Below are 16,098 nucleotides of genomic sequence, written 5' to 3'. Positions count from 1 at the left end.
TTTTTTTTCAGATCGCCTCTCGGGCCTGATTCTACTGCTGACCACGCCTCAAAAAAAGGCCCTCGGTTCGAGGGCCCTTCTATAGAGCGTTGACGAGCGCTGTCAGACAAAAGTGATCTCGTCGTCGACCACCTTGCCGGTGATGGTCGTACCGGGCATGAAGCTGCCAGAGAGGATCATCTGCGCCAGCGGGTTCTCGATCCAGCGCTGAATCGCCCGCTTAAGCGGCCGTGCGCCATAGACTGGGTCGTAACCAACGGCGATCAGCTTGTCCAGCGCCTCGGGGCTCAGGGTCATCGACAGCTCGCGCTCGGCCAGACGCTTGCGCAGGCGGCCCAGCTGGATGTCGGTGATACCGGCGATCTGGTCACGCGCCAGCGGTTCGAAGATCACCACTTCGTCGATCCGGTTAACGAACTCCGGACGGAAGTGCGTACCGACTGCGTCCATCACTGCAGCACGCTGCGCCTCACGGTCACCGACCAGCTCCTGGATCTGCGCCGAGCCCAGGTTGGAAGTCATGACGATCACGGTATTGCGGAAGTCCACCGTGCGCCCGTGGCTGTCCGTCAGGCGTCCGTCTTCAAGTACCTGCAAGAGGATGTTGAACACATCGGAATGCGCCTTCTCGACCTCATCGAGCAGAATCAGCGAATACGGTTTGCGACGCACGGCTTCGGTCAGGTAGCCGCCCTCTTCGTAACCGACATAGCCTGGCGGCGCACCGATCAGGCGAGCCACGGAATGTTTCTCCATGAACTCGGACATGTCGATACGCACCATCGCCTCTTCGGTGTCGAACAGGAATTCGGCCAGCGCCTTGCACAGTTCGGTCTTGCCCACGCCGGTCGGGCCGAGGAACATGAAGGATCCGCTCGGACGGTTAGGGTCGGAAAGCCCGGCACGCGAACGACGCACGGCATTGGAGACCGCAACCACCGCTTCTTCCTGGCCGATCACCCGGTTGTGCAGCAGGGTTTCCATGCGCAACAGCTTCTCACGCTCGCCTTCGAGCATCTTCGACACCGGGATACCGGTCCACTTCGACACGACCTCGGCAATTTCTTCCTCGGTCACCTTGCTGCGCAGCAACTGGTTTTCCGGCTTGCCGTGCTGGTCGACCATTTGCAGGCTGCGCTCCAGGTCGGGAATGATCCCGTACTGCAACTCGGCCATGCGGTTCAGATCGCCCCGGCGGCGCGCGGCTTCCAGCTCCTGGCGAGACTGTTCGATTTTCTGCTGGATCTGTGCCGAACCCGTGACCTCGGCTTTTTCCGAGGTCCAGATTTCTTCAAGGTCCGCGTACTCAAGCTCAAGACGCTGGATTTCACCCTGAAGTTTTTCCAGCCGCTTGATCGCCGCTTCGTCCTTTTCCTTCTTGAGGGCCTGAGCTTCTACTTTCAGCTGGATCAGGCGACGCTCAAGGCGGTCGAGCACTTCAGGCTTGGAGTCGATCTCCATGCGAATGCGGCTGGCCGCTTCGTCGATCAGGTCGATGGCCTTGTCCGGCAACTGGCGGTCAGTGATATAGCGGTGGCTCAGCTTGGCCGCTGCGATGATCGCGCCGTCAGTGATAGCGACCTTGTGGTGCACTTCGTAGCGCTCTTTCAGGCCACGCAGGATCGCAATGGTGTCTTCTTCGCTTGGCTCGTCGACCAGGACTTTCTGGAATCGACGCTCAAGCGCCGCATCCTTCTCTATATATTGGCGGTACTCGTTGAGCGTGGTGGCGCCCACACAATGCAGCTCGCCGCGCGCCAGTGCAGGTTTGAGCATGTTGCCAGCGTCCATCGAGCCTTCGCCCTTGCCGGCGCCGACCATGGTGTGCAGCTCGTCGATGAACAGGATGATCTGGCCTTCCTGCTTGGACAGTTCGTTGAGCAGCGATTTGAGGCGCTCCTCAAACTCGCCACGGTACTTGGCACCGGCGATCAGCGCGCCCATGTCCAGCGACAGCAAGCGCTTGCCGCGCAGGCCATCGGGCACTTCACCATTGATGATGCGCTGCGCCAGGCCCTCGGCAATGGCGGTCTTGCCCACGCCAGGTTCGCCGATCAGCACCGGGTTGTTCTTGGTGCGGCGCTGCAGGACCTGAATGGTGCGACGAATCTCGTCATCACGACCGATCACCGGGTCGAGCTTGCCCTCTTCGGCACGCTTGGTCAGGTCAACGGTGTACTTGTCCAGCGCCTGACGCGACTCTTCGACGTTCGGGTCATTCACGGCACCTTCGCCGCGCAGGTTGTTGATGGCGTTTTCCAGAGCTTTCTTGCTGACGCCCTGCCCCAGCAACAATTTGCCGAGCTTGCTGTTCTCGTCCATTGCCGCGAGCAGCACCAGCTCGCTGGAAATGAACTGGTCGCCTTTCTGCTGCGTCAGACGGTCAGCCTGATTGAGCAGGCGCGCCAGATCCTGCGACATGTTGACGTCGCCGGTCGGGTTCTGGATTTTTGGCAGGCGGTCCAGCTCTGCACTCAGTTCCTTGCGCAGGCTGTTGATGTCGAAGCCTACCTGCAACAGCAAAGGCTTGATGGAACCGCCCTGCTGCTCAAGCAGCGCCTGCATCAAGTGCGCAGGTTCGATGGCGGGATGGTCGAGGCCAACGGCCAGCGACTGGGAATCGGATAACGCTAACTGTAATTTACTGGTCAATCTGTCGATACGCATTAGTCACCTTCCTTTAATGCAGGCCGGAGCAATGAACACACCTATAAAGAAAACCTGCTGAATAGCCAGTTAGATGCGGACGATTCTGCGCGTTTCAAGCGGGCCGGGGTTGATACAGATCAGACGAGTGTTCAGGCAAGTCTAGCTGGAATGTGCAAAACAGCCCGGCAATCAGGCGTGTTCGATCCAGATCAGCGAAGCGAAGCGGCCACTGCGCGCGGCACGCCTGTAGGAAAAGAAGCGCGGGTCGGTGAAGGTATCCAGCCCGCCGCCATACACGGCAGAGACACCTTGGGCTGCCAGTCTTAACCGGGCGAGCGCATAGATGTCGGCCATGAAACGATCAGGATTCGAACTGGCGACAAACGCAGCGGCTGTCTGCGGGTGGCTGGCGGTAAAGGCCTCGCGCACCTCGGGACCGACTTCGAACGACGGCTGGCCGATGGCCGGCCCCAGCCAGACCATGATGTCTTCGGCAGCACTCTGCAGGCTGTCGGCCGTCGCTTCCAGCACCCCGGCCGCCAGCCCACGCCAGCCGGCATGCGCGGCAGCCACACGCGTACCGTCACGACGACAGAACAGCGCGGGCAGGCAGTCGGCGGTCATGATGGTGCAGGCCACGCCAGGCGTGCTCGTCCAGCTGGCATCGGCCTCGACGACACGGGATGGATCGGCAGGTACAACGTCTACGCCATGCACCTGCTTCAACCAGGCGGGCTGAGCCTTGAGACTGGCGGTCAGGCGCTGGCGATTGCTCGCCACGGCCTGCGGGCTGTCATCGACGTGATCGCCCAGATTGAAGCTGTCGAACGGGGCCAGGCTGACCCCACCCGAGCGAGTGGTAACGCAGGACTTGATCTGTGCTGGCGCAGGCCAGTCAGGTATCAGCCAGTCATTCACCCGATGAACGCCTCGCGATCCTGCTTGAGCAGGGACAGCAACCAGACGAAATCGTCCGGCAATGGCGATTCCCAGCTCATGCGCTTACCGGTGGTCGGATGATCCAGCTCCAGGAAGCGGGCATGCAACGCCTGCCGCGGGAAGGTCTTGAGCGAATCGACCATGGTCAGGCTGGCCGCTGGCGGAATACGGAAACGACCGCCATAGGCCGGGTCGCCGACCAACGGATAGTTGATATGCGCCATGTGCACGCGAATCTGGTGGGTACGCCCGGTTTCCAGCTTGACCCGTACATGGGTGTGCGAACGGAAGCGCTCCAGCACGCGGTAATGACTGACCGCCTGCTTGCCGCCTTCCATCACCGCCATGCGCTGGCGCTGCTGACCGTGACGGCCGATGGGCGCGTCGATCTTGCCGCCTGCGGTCACCACGCCGATCACAATGCACTCGTAGATACGGCTGACACTGCGACTCTGCAACTGGGTAACCAGCTGTGTCTGCGCCTGAATGGTCTTGGCGACCACCATCAGGCCGGTGGTGTCCTTGTCCAGACGGTGCACGATGCCGGCACGCGGAACATTGATGATGTCCGGTACATGGTGCAGCAGGGCGTTGAGCAACGTGCCGTCGGCATGACCGGCAGCCGGATGCACCACCAGCCCGGCGGGCTTGTTGATGACGAGGATCTGGTCGTCTTCATAGATGATGTCGAGCTCGATGTCCTGAGCGACCCATTCACCCTGGGCCTCCTGCTCGGCAATCAGCTCGAGAACAGCGCCACCGTGCACGATGTCGCGAGGGCGCAGAACGCCTCCGTCCACAGTCAGGCGGCCGTCCTTGATCCAGGCGGAAAGGCGCGAGCGCGAGTGCTCAGCGAATAATTGTGCGGCGACTTGATCGAGGCGTTGACCGCCCAATTCGGACGGCACCTCTGCGCGAAGTTCTATATTTTCGGACATGACCAGACTAGGTGGCGGCTAGCCTTTGGTTTCGGCAGCGCGCTTGTGGTTAAATACGGCGTCTTTTGTCCCGCCGGTATCGCGGGGCGCTCATCATAACAGGACGGCCCCGCCCAAGACAGCAGGCCGTTATAGGGACGCAAGCCGCCATGCAAGTGAAACACCTGCTGCTGATCGCCATCCTCGCATTGACTGCGGCCTGTTCGTCGAAGGAAGTCATCGACGAAAACCTCAGCGAAGTCGAGCTGTACCAGCAGGCGCAGGCCGACCTGGGAAATAACAGCTATAACAGTGCCACTGAGAAGCTCAAGGCGCTGGAATCTCGCTATCCGTTCGGTCGCTACGCCGATCAGGCTCAGCTCGAGTTGATCTACTCGAACTACAAGAATGGTGAACCCGAAGCAGCCAAATCCGCTGCCGAGCGTTTCATCCGCCTGCATCCGCAGCACCCGAACGTCGACTATGCGTATTACATGAAGGGCCTGACCTCCTTCGACCAGGACGTGGGCCTCCTGGCGCGCTTCCTGCCGCTGGACCAGACCAAGCGTGACCCGGGTGCTGCGCGTGACTCGTTCAACGAATTCGCCCAGTTGACCAGCCGCTTTCCGAACAGTCGCTATGCGCCTGACGCCAAGCAGCGCATGATTTACCTGCGCAACCTGCTGGCGTCCTACGAAATCCACGTAGCCGACTACTACCTGACCCGTCAGGCCTATGTCGCCGCCGCCAACCGTGGCCGCTATGTAGTGGAAAACTTCCAGGAGACGCCTTCGGTCGGCGACGGTCTGGCGGTGATGGTCGAGTCCTATCAGCGTCTGCACCTTGACGACCTGGCTGCCACCAGCCTGGAAGTGCTGAAGACCAACTACCCGAACCACCCGCAACTGGCTGACGGCAAGTTCACCCCGCGTGAAGCCGAGGCCGATAACCGCTCATGGCTGTCGAAAGCGACCCTTGGCCTGATCGACGGCAGCGCTCCGCTGCCACCGGGCCAGACCCGCGCCGATCAGGACATGAAGAAGCAGTACCAGGACGCCAAGGATTCCATTCCGAAAGAACTGCTGCCGGAGAATCAGGCCGAGCTGGACGAACAGGCGGAAAAAGACGCCGAAGCGAAAGGCACCAAGAGCCGTTCGTGGTTCAGCTACATGACCCTGGGTCTGTTCGACTGATCCTGAGTGCATGAAAAAAAGAGGCCTTCGGGCCTCTTTTTTTGTGCATCAATTTTGCCCCTGTGCGCCCGCTCGCGGCTTGGCTACACTGCGCCATCGTCAATCACTAAGCTGGTAGTCATGGTTCGCTTACTTATGTGGGTCGCGTTGATCGCGGCGTTGGTCTGGTTCGTCAAGCGTCTGATCAATCCCCCCAAGCCGAAATCCCGCGCCGAGCCGCCTGAACTGGCCTCGACACCCATGGTGCGATGCGCGCAGTGTGGCGTTCATCTGCCGCAGGATCGTGCGCTGAGCCAGGCACAGCAATGGTATTGCAGCGAGGCACACCGGCTGCAGGGCCCCGCGGCACGTGACCGCTGACTCACCGTCCCTTGTCAGCCCGCAGGCGCAGCGGATTCTGCGGCTGTACCACCTCTATCGACTGACCATCGGCGTCGTACTGGTCCTGTTGATTTCCAGCAGCCTGGAAACCGAGCTGCTGCAACTGGCCAACCCGAACCTGTTCCGCTCGGGTTGCTGGTTGTATCTGGTGTTCAAAATTCTGGTCGTCGTGCTACTGGAACGCCCCAGCCGTCAGGCACAGTTTTTCGGCCTGGCGATGACCGACGCGATCATGCTCTCCGCGCTGTTCTACGCCGCGGGCGGGCCCTCCAGCGGTATCGGCAACCTGTTGATTGCCTCGGTAGCGATCAGCAATGTGTTGCTGCGCGGCCGTATCGGCTTGTTGATCGCTGCGGTTTCGGCCATCGGCATCATCTACCTGACGTTCTACATCAGCTTCGGCACACCCTCGGTTTCCAACGACTACGTGCAGGCTGGCTCGCTGGGCGCCTTGTGCTTCGCCGCCGCCCTGCTGGTGCAGGCGCTGACAGCGCGCATGCAGGTCAGCGAGGTACTGGCCGAGCAGCGCGCGGCGGATGTCGACAGCCTGGAGGCACTCAACGCACTCATTCTGCAACGCATGCGTACCGGCATTCTGGTGCTGGATGCCAACCATCAGGTGCTGCTGGCCAATCAGGGGGCCTTGCACCTGCTGGGCCAGGAACAACTGGTCGGCCAGCTCATCGACACCTGCTCGCCACAACTGGTCGAACGCCTGCGCCAGTGGCTCGTCAATCCGATCATGGTGCCGCGCAGCATCACCACCGCCCCCGTGGGGCTGGTACTGCAACCGAGCTTCGCCACACTCAACCGTGGCGATCAGCGTCAGACGCTGGTTTTTCTCGAAGACCTGTCGCAGATTGCCCATCAGGCGCAGCAGCTCAAGCTTGCCGCACTGGGACGCCTGACCGCCGGGATTGCCCACGAAATACGCAACCCGCTGGGTGCCGTCAGTCATGCGGCGCAGTTGCTTAATGAATCGGAAGAGCTCAGTGCAGCGGATCGACGCCTGGGGCAGATCATTCATGAGCAGTCGGGACGCATTGATCGGGTCATCGAAAATGTCCTGCAATTGTCGCGCAGACGCGAAGCGCAACCCGAACTGCTCGACCTGAAAACCTGGCTGGAACACTTTGTCGTTGAATTTCGCAGTTCCGCTGCGCCCAATCAGTCGATTCATGTCGACATAAGCCCCGGCACGCTGACAACCCGCATGGATTCTGGACAACTGACGCAAATCATGACCAACCTGTTGCAGAACGGCCTGCGCTACAGCGGCAAAAATCATCCATCAGCACAGGTCTGGCTGAAACTGCACAATGACTCCAGAAGCGAGCTGCCTACGCTGGAAGTGCTGGACGACGGGCCGGGGGTCAGCGAGCAACACCTGAGCAAGATCTTTGAGCCGTTTTTCACCACAGAGAGCAAAGGCACCGGCCTTGGTCTATATCTGTCACGTGAACTGTGCGAAAGCAATCAGGCGCACCTGGAATATGCGCCCCGCCCCACGGGTGGCAGTTGCCTGCGCATTACCTTCGCCCACCCGTTCAAGACGAGCTGAGCATGAGCCAACGGCAAAAAATCCTGATAGTCGATGATGAGCCGGATATTCGCGAACTCCTGGAGATCACGCTGGGGCGCATGAAACTCGACACCCGCAGTGCCCGTAACGTCGCCGAAGCGCACGACTGGCTGGCCCGCGAACCGTTCGACATGTGCCTGACCGACATGCGTTTGCCTGACGGTAATGGCCTTGAGCTGGTGCAACACATACAGCACGGCTACCCCCACGTGCCGGTGGCGATGATCACTGCCCACGGCAATCTGGACACGGCGATCAACGCGCTGAAGGCCGGGGCTTTCGACTTTGTGACCAAGCCGGTCGACCTCGGCAGGTTGCGCGAGCTGGTCAACAGCGCGCTGAGCCTGCCCGGCGCACCACCCACGCGAAGCATCGACAACCGCCTGCTGGGCGACTCGCTGGCAATGCGTACCTTGCGCAATCAGATCGGCAAGCTGGCCCGCAGCCAGGCGCCGATCTACATCAGCGGCGAGTCGGGCAGCGGCAAGGAGCTTGTAGCGCGTCTGATCCACGAGCAGGGTCCGCGCATCGACAAACCTTTCATACCGGTGAACTGCGGCGCCATTCCTTCCGAGCTGATGGAGAGCGAATTCTTCGGTCATCGCAAAGGCAGCTTCAGCGGTGCCCACGAAGACAAGCCCGGTCTGTTTCAGGCGGCGCACACCGGCACGCTGTTTCTCGATGAGGTCGCCGACCTGCCGCTGGCCATGCAGGTCAAACTGCTGCGCGCCATTCAGGAAAAATCCATCCGCAGCGTCGGCGGTCAGCAAGAGCAGATTGTCGACGTACGTATTCTGTGTGCCACCCACAAGAACCTGAATGCAGAGGTCGCGGCCGGTCGGTTTCGTCAGGATCTTTATTACCGATTGAACGTGATCGAAGTGCGTGTGCCCCCGTTGCGCGAGCGCCGTGAGGATATCGACCAACTGGCAGCCAGCGTGCTCAAGCGCCTTGCCGGGAACGGCGCACAACCCGTCGCACGCCTGAACGCGCAGGCGCTGGAAACGCTGAAGAGCTACCGCTTCCCCGGTAACGTGCGCGAACTGGAAAACATGCTGGAGCGCGCCTACACGCTGTGCGAGAACGATGAAATCCACGCCAGCGACCTGCGCCTGACAGAGTCCGCCAGCCCTCAGGAGAGCGACGGCCCGAACCTGGCCGACATCGACAACCTTGAAGACTACCTGGAAAGCATCGAACGCCAGCTCATCCTGCAGGCACTGGAAGAAACACGCTGGAATCGCACTGCGGCGGCAGAAAGGCTCAGTTTGTCGTTCAGGTCACTGCGCTATCGCCTGAAGAAGCTGGGCCTGGATTGAATGCGTTGCGCGGCGAAAAACGTGTGACGCAGAGCGTCACGAAAGGCGTTCCCACGCGGGAGCGTGCGGAACGATAGGTGCGCGAGAGAACACCATCGTGCCCCACGCTCCGAATGACCGAAAGGATGGCTAGCCTGCCAGGCGCCCCGCAGGCGCGTAGGGTGCAGGGTCAATGATGGGCTCGCGGTCCAGCAGCAGGTCAGTGATCAATTGGCAAGACGCCGGAGCCAGCACCAGGCCGTTGCGGTAATGCCCGCAGTTGAGCCACAGGCCGTCAAAACCTTCCAGCGGGCCAATGAACGGGATGCCCTCAGGCGAGCCAGGGCGCAGGCCTGCCCATTGGGCGACGGGCTCGGCGTGGGCCAATGGCGGAAGCAATTCGACGGCCGACGCCTTCAAACTTTCCAATGCGGCCTGCGTGGTGGTTTTGTCGAACCCTTCATGCTCCAGGGTGCTGCCGATCAGGATATGCCCATCACGACGCGGGATCGCGTAGCGCCCTTTCGCCAGCACCATGCTCGACAGAAAGTCCGATGCACACTTGTAGAGAATCATCTGGCCTTTTACCGGCTCGACCGGCAGCTCCAGACCCAGGGTCTTGAGCAACTCGCCGCTCCACGCACCCGCCGCCAGAATCACCCGATCACCGGTGATATCCCCTGCAGATGTCTGCACACCCGAAATCCTGCTGCCTTCACGGGTAAAGCCGCTGACTTCACAGTGCTCGCGAATCTCGACATTGGGCAATGCCAGCAAGGCGGCCTTGAGCGATTTGACCAGACGGGGATTACGTACGTTGGCCACATCGGCCATGTAGATCGCCCGCGAATAGCCCTCACCCAGCACCGGCACGGCATCATTCACCGCCGAGATATCCACGCGGTTCAACGAACGTTTTTCGCGGGCAGCCCATTCAAGCGCAGACTGCTCGTCATCAAGATCGAGCCAGTACAGGCCAGTCCTGTGCACTTCAGGGTCAATACCGGTCTGTGCGAGCAAACGCTCGGCGAGGTGCGGGTAGAAGTCCTGCGACCAATGCGCCAGCGCGGTGACCGCAGTGCTGTAGCGCCACGGGTAAAGCGGCGAGACAATCCCGCCGCCTGCCCAGGAAGACTCCTGGCCAACGCCCGAACGATCCAGCAGCACGACGCTGACCTGCTCGGAGGCGAGATTGAAGGCGGTCAGCAGACCTATGACGCCACCGCCTACGATGACTACTTTCTGCTTGGACATCTTGGTCTCGTGACAAGGAAACGGTTTAGCGGCCCCAACAATCTTTGGCAGTGACGCCGCTGGTTGCGCCCGTGTTGGTACGCGCCCCGGTGTTAGTGATCACGAAACTGCCACACTTGTCGCCAGCCATCAGCGTGCCTGGGAGAGGGTCAGCTGTCAGGGTGAAGTCGGTGGCAGTTAGGGTCGGCGTTATCTTGTAGTACGTATTGCCACCAGATACTCCTTTGTAATCCGAGTAATTTCCCTTCTGCGAATAAAACCGCTCCAGCGCCTGGCTTTGCTCGGACAGCAGGCTGGCAATCGCCGACCGCTGGGTGCGCTTCACGTATTCGGTGTAACTGGGGTACGCGATGGCCGCCAGAATACCGACAATCGCCACGACGATCATGAGTTCGATCAACGTAAAGCCCCTGGATGTCACTCGCATGTCTAGTTTCCCTATTGGATTTGTCGCCACATGATGCGCTGGAAGACGTTAGCGCTACCGCCCTTCTCAGTAATCTTGGTGGGCGTGCCGCCGCTGGAGTCAATCACGTACTTGTTATCGTTGGCCCCATTGGTACCGGCAACGATAGAAGCCACTACCGGGATACCGGTACCGATACCGAGACCGCCAATGATCAAATCCGAAGAGTTGATATCGCCGTCATTGTTGGTATCCAGTACCTGGTAATTAAGCATGCTGCCAGTCGCGGCGTTCAGCTCGAACAAGCGCCCGGTCCCGGTGCTTTCGCAAGGGTCGGTAGAGTTGACGGCTGCCGTGGTGAAGATGATACGACCGCGAGAGGTTTGTGCCGGATAGATAATCCGCTCGCCGACATAGGGGGCCGTGGTTGCCAACGGCAGGTACCAGCCTTTCTTGGTGCCCCAATCCACATCATTGGAAGTCGTGGTGTAATACGTATTGCCACTTCCGACTACCGTCCCGTTAATGGCCTGGGGCTGCAGATTGGCCTCAACGATGTTGCCTGAACCGTTGTCGCCATCCCAAATGGCATAGAAATCCTGCAACGAGCTGGTCTGCTTGTCCGCAGTTTCGCTGAATTTCCCGGTACCGAAATACACGATCTTGCCGTTGAGTGGATGGTCCAGCAACAAGGGCTGAACGGTAATCGACTGACTGGCGCCTTGAGGTGCAGTGAACAGGGGTGAGCCATTGAAAGCGACTTTCCAGCTGGATGCTGCGGCCCCGCTCATGTCGAACTTCCACAGGCGGCCCTTGAGATCGCCCGCATAGGCTGCTTGAACGACATTCTGCGAATTGACCCGAAGTTTCACCGAAGACAACCCGTTATCCGTTTCGCTGCCAGTGACCGGAGTCGGAATTTCGGCAATGAACTGTCCGGTGTTGGCGTTGAGTACATACAGAGACGCCCTCCCGGTAAAACTGCCGTAACCGTTGCCCACAACAACGATCCCGGCGCCATCGGCCATACGTGCTACATCCGGCTTGGAGTAGGTGTATCCAAGGTTGTTGAACTTGTTGTTGGTGTCTGAAGTGTCGGGAGCCTTGACCTCCCACAATGCCCCGATGCTGTCTGCCGAACCTTCGAAAAGCTTGATCGCAAAAAAAGCCTTGCCGCCAGCGCCCAGCCCGGAATACGCCACCGTGCGCCATACACTCCCTGCGGATGCCTGCGTATCGAAGACTGCAATCTGACCATCCACCGTGAAACGGTGAACGCCGGAACCGTAGGAAGAGGATGAAATGGTCGCCAATGAACTCAGAGACGTGGACGGCATATACGCGTATTTACGCGCACCGGAGCTGGCGTCGATCACATTGAAGAAGCCATCGTTGGCGTTGGCCAGCAAACTGGAACTCATGTTGCTGGACTTGGCAGAAAGGTACGTCGTGTAAGTGGTGTCGCCGAGCAAATCAGACGCCGTCTTCTCTGTCGGCAGCCCGGCACCCAATGATGAATTGACGATATCGCCCAAGAGCGTGGCACGAGTACGAAGCTTGGCATTGGCCGTGCCTTTGGCCCAGGCAATAACCTCCGCGCCGGTCACTCCGCTCGGCAGCGTAGCGGTAAAGGCATCGCGTTGCGCCTGCGTGAAATTCAGAAAATCCAGGGTGATTTTCGTCGGTGTCGCCGCTGTGCTCCATGACTCGAACACAGGCGCCTTGGTGCTGCTGGTGATCGTGGTATCGGTGGACCAGACAGGGGCGCTCAGCGCTCCTGTCGTAGCGTCCAGATTGTAAGCCTTGATCGTGCCATGCCAGTCCGTCGGGTCATAAAGCGTCTGGTAGAAGCGGCTGCCCGCCTGAAGGGTGGACGAGTTTGCCACGCCACCGCCGCCCGAACCGGCCTTGGCATAGATATCGCTCAATGCGAGGTTCAAGGCGTTGTTCAAACCGGCGCTGTCATTGGTCTGGAAATACTTGCCGTGCCCATGATTATTGTCGGCGGCGTCTATCAGCATCTGGTTGGCGGCTGTGAAACCAATGGTGTAGGTAGTCATGTTCTGTTGAGAGAAGCCGTCTGTGTCCCAACTTTTCTTGGTCAGGTCAGTGGCAGGTGTACTGCTCGCTCTTCGCATGTCGATGTCATAGGCGAACTTGGCGAGGTCGTCCAGATAAAGCGTATCGCCCTCACCATCACCATTAAGATTGGCCCCGTCATTGGCCGCATTCAAGTCCCAATTGGGCAGTGAGCGGGAGGTATTGAGTACATCCTCAGGATCGTTGGTCGGGAACGTCCGATCGTATGTCGGCAAGCCGTCAGTGATCACCACGCCAAAGTTTTTCTGGCACCGGTACTGTATAGGGCTGGTGTAGGTCGTCGGTGCCCCGCTATAACCGTAATACGGGGTCATGCCCCGAAAGTAGCGGGTTATCTCATAATACGTTTCGGCCAACGGCGTATTGGAGTCGCCTCGCAGTGCATTGATGGCCGCATTGAGGGCAGTGACATTATCGTTTGCATCAGCCTGGCTGACACCGCCGTTGTTGTAAGGGTTACTGGCGACAGGGGACAGGTCTGCAACAGGTCTGGAAATCTTCCCTCCACGCCCGGGATCAGCGTTGGTCGGCGGGTTGAACCCGGCCAGACCGATTCTCAGGGATTTGTTGTTGGCAACGAGGTTCAATGAAACGTTGCGCGCGACATTGATACGGTAATCGTTGGGAATGATGTTATTGACGGTGAAGTCTTTGGTAGTGGTGTTGGCGGCCCGCGTCAGGTCAACCAGATAAGAGAGGTAATCTGCAGTGTAGCGAGTGGTGCTCTCGTTGCCGGCCGGATCGGGCAATTTCAGGCAGTAACCCACGTTGTCACGCGCAACGTAGGTGTAGTCGCTTCTGCACGTGTAAGGCCCGGCAGAGTCCAGCGAGAGCGTGTCGTCGCCCTGAATGGAGACGCCTCTGCAGTTAAAAAAACCGCATGACCCAGGCTGCGCATAGATAATCGACGGACGATTGGTCACCGTCGGATCAAAGCCGGCGGCCCAGATGATGTTGTACATACTCCCGGAGTTATCCACCAGCAGCATCAGGTTAGGCGGCACGGCCGACGCACTGAGCAAGGGTACTTGTGCTGGCGTAAACGCATACACGGGCGTAAGGGCATAAAAAGCCAAAAGCGCACCGCCGAGATACTTCAGGCTGCGACGGAGTTTCTCAGCAATTGGCATAAATACTCTCCAGCACCGTGCGCGACGTGCCTTGAATAGCGACTGATGTCACGCGATAGAGCGTTACTGTCCCAGTACAGATCGGTGGCCGATTCACAGGTGTCGCAGTGGTCCCCAGATTCTGTATACCGTAGAAACCGCCTGCCGCAGCGATCCAATTAACCCCGGATGCTCCTACCCCAGCCGTCGTCAAAGAAGTGGATTCCACAGGCGGTGCACAAGATGCAGTTGTACACTTGGCCATGGTAAAGCCCGTCATCTTAATCGAAGACTCTCCCAGCCTTAATGCCGCTTCGGCCTTCTGGAAGGATTGATTGCGCAGGGTGACGCTTCCCGCCATCTTTTCCTGCAGCGTGGCGTTCTGCATGGAAGAGATACCCAGCAGAGTGAGCAGCAGCAGAAACACCAGACTGACCAGCAACACCATACCGCCCTGCCGTGCAGGGAAAGCCTGTATCGATTTGAATCGCACGATCCTGTTCATGCCCGGCCCGTTCAAAAGCGATTACGCAAGTAAGCGACAACGTTGTACTGCTGAGGCTTGACGATGCCGTTCTGCCCATCCTGCAGCGTCAGGCTGATACGCACACTGCGCACAGCGTCGGCGTTGGCCTTGGTAACAGCCGTGGTATAGGACATCGGGTTACCCGTCATGCCGAAAGAAACACTGAAGTCCGCGACGTTCTGCAACAGCGGCTGCGGAGTGCCGTCCGTGCCATATTTTATGGTCAAGTCTGTTCCGCTGAGCGTGTAGACCAACTGCCGCAACGGAAAGGCCGTCTGCCCCGCATCTGGCGCACGAGTACTGGCGTAAATCTGCGTCTTGGACTGACAGTCTGAAACGATGGTCCAGGTGGGCGTACTGCCTGTGGTCCCCACGTCGGCAGTCACCAACGTCAGCGTCCTGCTCGGATTATCCCAGAGAATTGGAGTATCCAGTGCGATCGGCCACTGGATAGCAGGAGATACAGGCGTGTTGTTTTTGAAGCTCAGGCAGCCATACATGCCGGTCATTCTGATTTCCTGAATCAGTTTGCTCAGCAGGAAACGCGCATCCTCCTGCATCCGCGCTGCGGCATTCTGGCTCTGGTAGGTGCCTCTGGCAGCCGTGAATATCTGCACGATACCCAGGCTGACCACCAGCCCCAGGACCAGCGCCACCATGATTTCGACCAGACCGAAGCCTCTGGAAAGCTTTCTCATGGGTTGACCCCGATCCGCGAGGTCAGCGTAAAACTCCGGTTGCTCGGGCTGCCGGTCGTGTTCCCGGTTGCCTGATTGCTCGATCCCGCAGCCCTTGTGTCGCTCCAGCCGATGTTAATGGTCACTTCAGGAGCTCCGGTGATATCAATGCTGCCGGTACCGCTCGAGCCTGCAAAGTTGATGATGTTGCCTCTGAAATCAGAGAGATCCTGCGCTCTGGCATCGTTCGGATTGGCCGCTGGCGCCGCATTCAGATTCGCCAAGGCATAAGTCGCCAGTACATTGGTCGACCCATTGGCACTGGCATTACCATCAACATTGGCGCGGATGCGGTCCATCATGTCGTAAGCAATGAAGCTCGCCTGACTGCTCATGGTCGCGCTGTCGGTGTACTTGAGCGCGTTGAGCTGAATGGCCGCGGCGCCCAGCAGACCAATCGCCAGGATCAGTACCGAAACCAGCACCTCGATCAAGGTCATACCGATCTGGCGATATCGGGTTTCACCAGCCATCAGCAGCCTCCACCCAGGGTGATCCGACCGGTCAGACAGACCTTTATGGTTTTGCTAATGGTGCCTCGGGTGTAAGTCATGGTCACCGCCGCAGCCGGGGCAATGAGCGCGCCCAGGTTGTTGAAATCAATTGCTGTGGCATTGTTATCGGCCACCAGCGTGGCGCCGCTGCTCATGGCAGCTATTTTTCGCAGCGCAGTGGGCGTCGTCTGAGTATCGGAAACCAGATACACCTGCAATTCGTTAGTCCACGCCGTCCCGCTGGTGGGCGCTATACGCACCGCCACTCCCCTGTTTATCGCCTCGAGTCGCGCATAGTTGAGCGCCCGCTGCAAATCGCTGAGTTCGGTATCGGCCTTGTTGCTCTGGATGGAGCTGGTGAAATTCGGGATAGCGATAGCCGCCAGGATGCCCACCAGGGACACAGTGACTAACAATTCGATGAGGCTGAATCCCTTGGCTATATGACGCATTGAGTGTCTCCTAGACGTTACGACTATAAGGCAGCAACGCCGCTGGAAAATCCATAGCGGG

The 16,098-nt window shown here is 59.3% G+C and carries 14 protein-coding genes; 4 read left to right on the top strand and 10 right to left on the bottom strand.

Annotation, left to right across the window (positions count from 1 at the left end):
- Window positions 1–102 precede the first annotated feature (102 nt).
- From clpB to rluD, 3 genes are all read right to left on the bottom strand, one after another.
- Window positions 103–2,667, bottom strand: coding sequence for an ATP-dependent chaperone ClpB (clpB, locus tag PCPL58_RS05615; RefSeq protein WP_065348991.1), 2,565 nt, complete (start codon window positions 2,665–2,667; stop codon window positions 103–105).
- Between the two features lie 171 nt (window positions 2,668–2,838).
- Window positions 2,839–3,567: a peptidoglycan editing factor PgeF gene (gene pgeF, locus PCPL58_RS05610; protein WP_065348990.1), complete on the bottom strand. Its 729-nt coding sequence runs from the start codon at window positions 3,565–3,567 to the stop codon at window positions 2,839–2,841.
- Window positions 3,564–4,526, bottom strand: coding sequence for a 23S rRNA pseudouridine(1911/1915/1917) synthase RluD (gene rluD / locus PCPL58_RS05605; RefSeq protein ID WP_002551999.1), 963 nt, complete (start codon window positions 4,524–4,526; stop codon window positions 3,564–3,566). The genes pgeF and rluD overlap by 4 nt, the downstream gene beginning before the upstream one ends.
- Before the next feature lie 149 nt (window positions 4,527–4,675).
- Here rluD and PCPL58_RS05600 point away from each other — a divergent pair, with 149 nt between their 5' ends.
- From PCPL58_RS05600 to PCPL58_RS05585, 4 genes are all read left to right on the top strand, one after another.
- On the top strand, window positions 4,676–5,698 hold the full coding sequence (locus tag PCPL58_RS05600) for an outer membrane protein assembly factor BamD (RefSeq protein ID WP_003371138.1): 1,023 nt from the start codon (window positions 4,676–4,678) through the stop codon (window positions 5,696–5,698).
- Window positions 5,699–5,818: 120 nt separating this feature from the next.
- Window positions 5,819–6,058, top strand: a complete 240-nt coding sequence (locus PCPL58_RS05595) for a PP0621 family protein (RefSeq protein ID WP_032609810.1) — start codon at window positions 5,819–5,821, stop codon at window positions 6,056–6,058.
- The gene (locus tag PCPL58_RS05590; protein ID WP_065348989.1) at window positions 6,048–7,640 is read left to right on the top strand and encodes a sensor histidine kinase; all 1,593 of its coding nucleotides are present in this window, start codon (window positions 6,048–6,050) and stop codon (window positions 7,638–7,640) included. The genes PCPL58_RS05595 and PCPL58_RS05590 overlap by 11 nt, the downstream gene beginning before the upstream one ends.
- Window positions 7,641–7,642: 2 nt before the next feature.
- Window positions 7,643–8,980: a sigma-54-dependent transcriptional regulator gene (locus PCPL58_RS05585; RefSeq protein WP_065348988.1), complete on the top strand. Its 1,338-nt coding sequence runs from the start codon at window positions 7,643–7,645 to the stop codon at window positions 8,978–8,980.
- A gap of 129 nt (window positions 8,981–9,109) precedes the next feature.
- On the opposite strand, the gene thiO is transcribed toward PCPL58_RS05585, so the two are convergent.
- Genes thiO through PCPL58_RS05550 form a run of 7 tightly spaced genes read right to left on the bottom strand, consistent with a single transcriptional unit; the run spans window position 9,110 to window position 16,037 of the window.
- Window positions 9,110–10,213, bottom strand: coding sequence for a glycine oxidase ThiO (gene thiO / locus PCPL58_RS05580; RefSeq protein WP_065348987.1), 1,104 nt, complete (start codon window positions 10,211–10,213; stop codon window positions 9,110–9,112).
- A gap of 25 nt (window positions 10,214–10,238) precedes the next feature.
- Entirely contained in the window at window positions 10,239–10,640 is a 402-nt protein-coding gene (locus PCPL58_RS05575) for a type IV pilin protein (RefSeq protein WP_065348986.1), read from the bottom strand.
- Between the two features lie 11 nt (window positions 10,641–10,651).
- On the bottom strand, window positions 10,652–13,849 hold the full coding sequence (locus PCPL58_RS05570) for a pilus assembly protein (RefSeq protein ID WP_065348985.1): 3,198 nt from the start codon (window positions 13,847–13,849) through the stop codon (window positions 10,652–10,654).
- Window positions 13,836–14,333: a pilus assembly PilX family protein gene (locus PCPL58_RS05565; RefSeq protein ID WP_054082204.1), complete on the bottom strand. Its 498-nt coding sequence runs from the start codon at window positions 14,331–14,333 to the stop codon at window positions 13,836–13,838. Before PCPL58_RS05565 ends, PCPL58_RS05570 begins: the two co-directional genes overlap by 14 nt.
- 11 nt (window positions 14,334–14,344) lie before the next feature.
- Window positions 14,345–15,052 carry a PilW family protein gene (locus tag PCPL58_RS05560; protein ID WP_065348984.1) on the bottom strand — a complete coding sequence of 236 codons (708 nt, stop codon included), beginning with the start codon at window positions 15,050–15,052 and terminating at the stop codon, window positions 14,345–14,347.
- Window positions 15,049–15,564, bottom strand: coding sequence for a type IV pilus modification protein PilV (pilV, locus tag PCPL58_RS05555; protein ID WP_065348983.1), 516 nt, complete (start codon window positions 15,562–15,564; stop codon window positions 15,049–15,051). Before pilV ends, PCPL58_RS05560 begins: the two co-directional genes overlap by 4 nt.
- A complete protein-coding gene (locus PCPL58_RS05550) occupies window positions 15,564–16,037 on the bottom strand; it encodes a GspH/FimT family pseudopilin (protein ID WP_002551984.1) in 474 nt (157 codons plus the stop codon). The genes pilV and PCPL58_RS05550 overlap by 1 nt, the downstream gene beginning before the upstream one ends.
- Window positions 16,038–16,098: the final 61 nt, after the last annotated feature.

It is taken from the genome of Pseudomonas cerasi (genome assembly GCF_900074915.1).
GTDB lineage: Bacteria > Pseudomonadota > Gammaproteobacteria > Pseudomonadales > Pseudomonadaceae > Aquipseudomonas > Aquipseudomonas cerasi.
The sequence above is the reverse complement of the archived record's forward strand: the minus strand, read 5'-3'. Positions and strand labels throughout refer to the sequence as shown.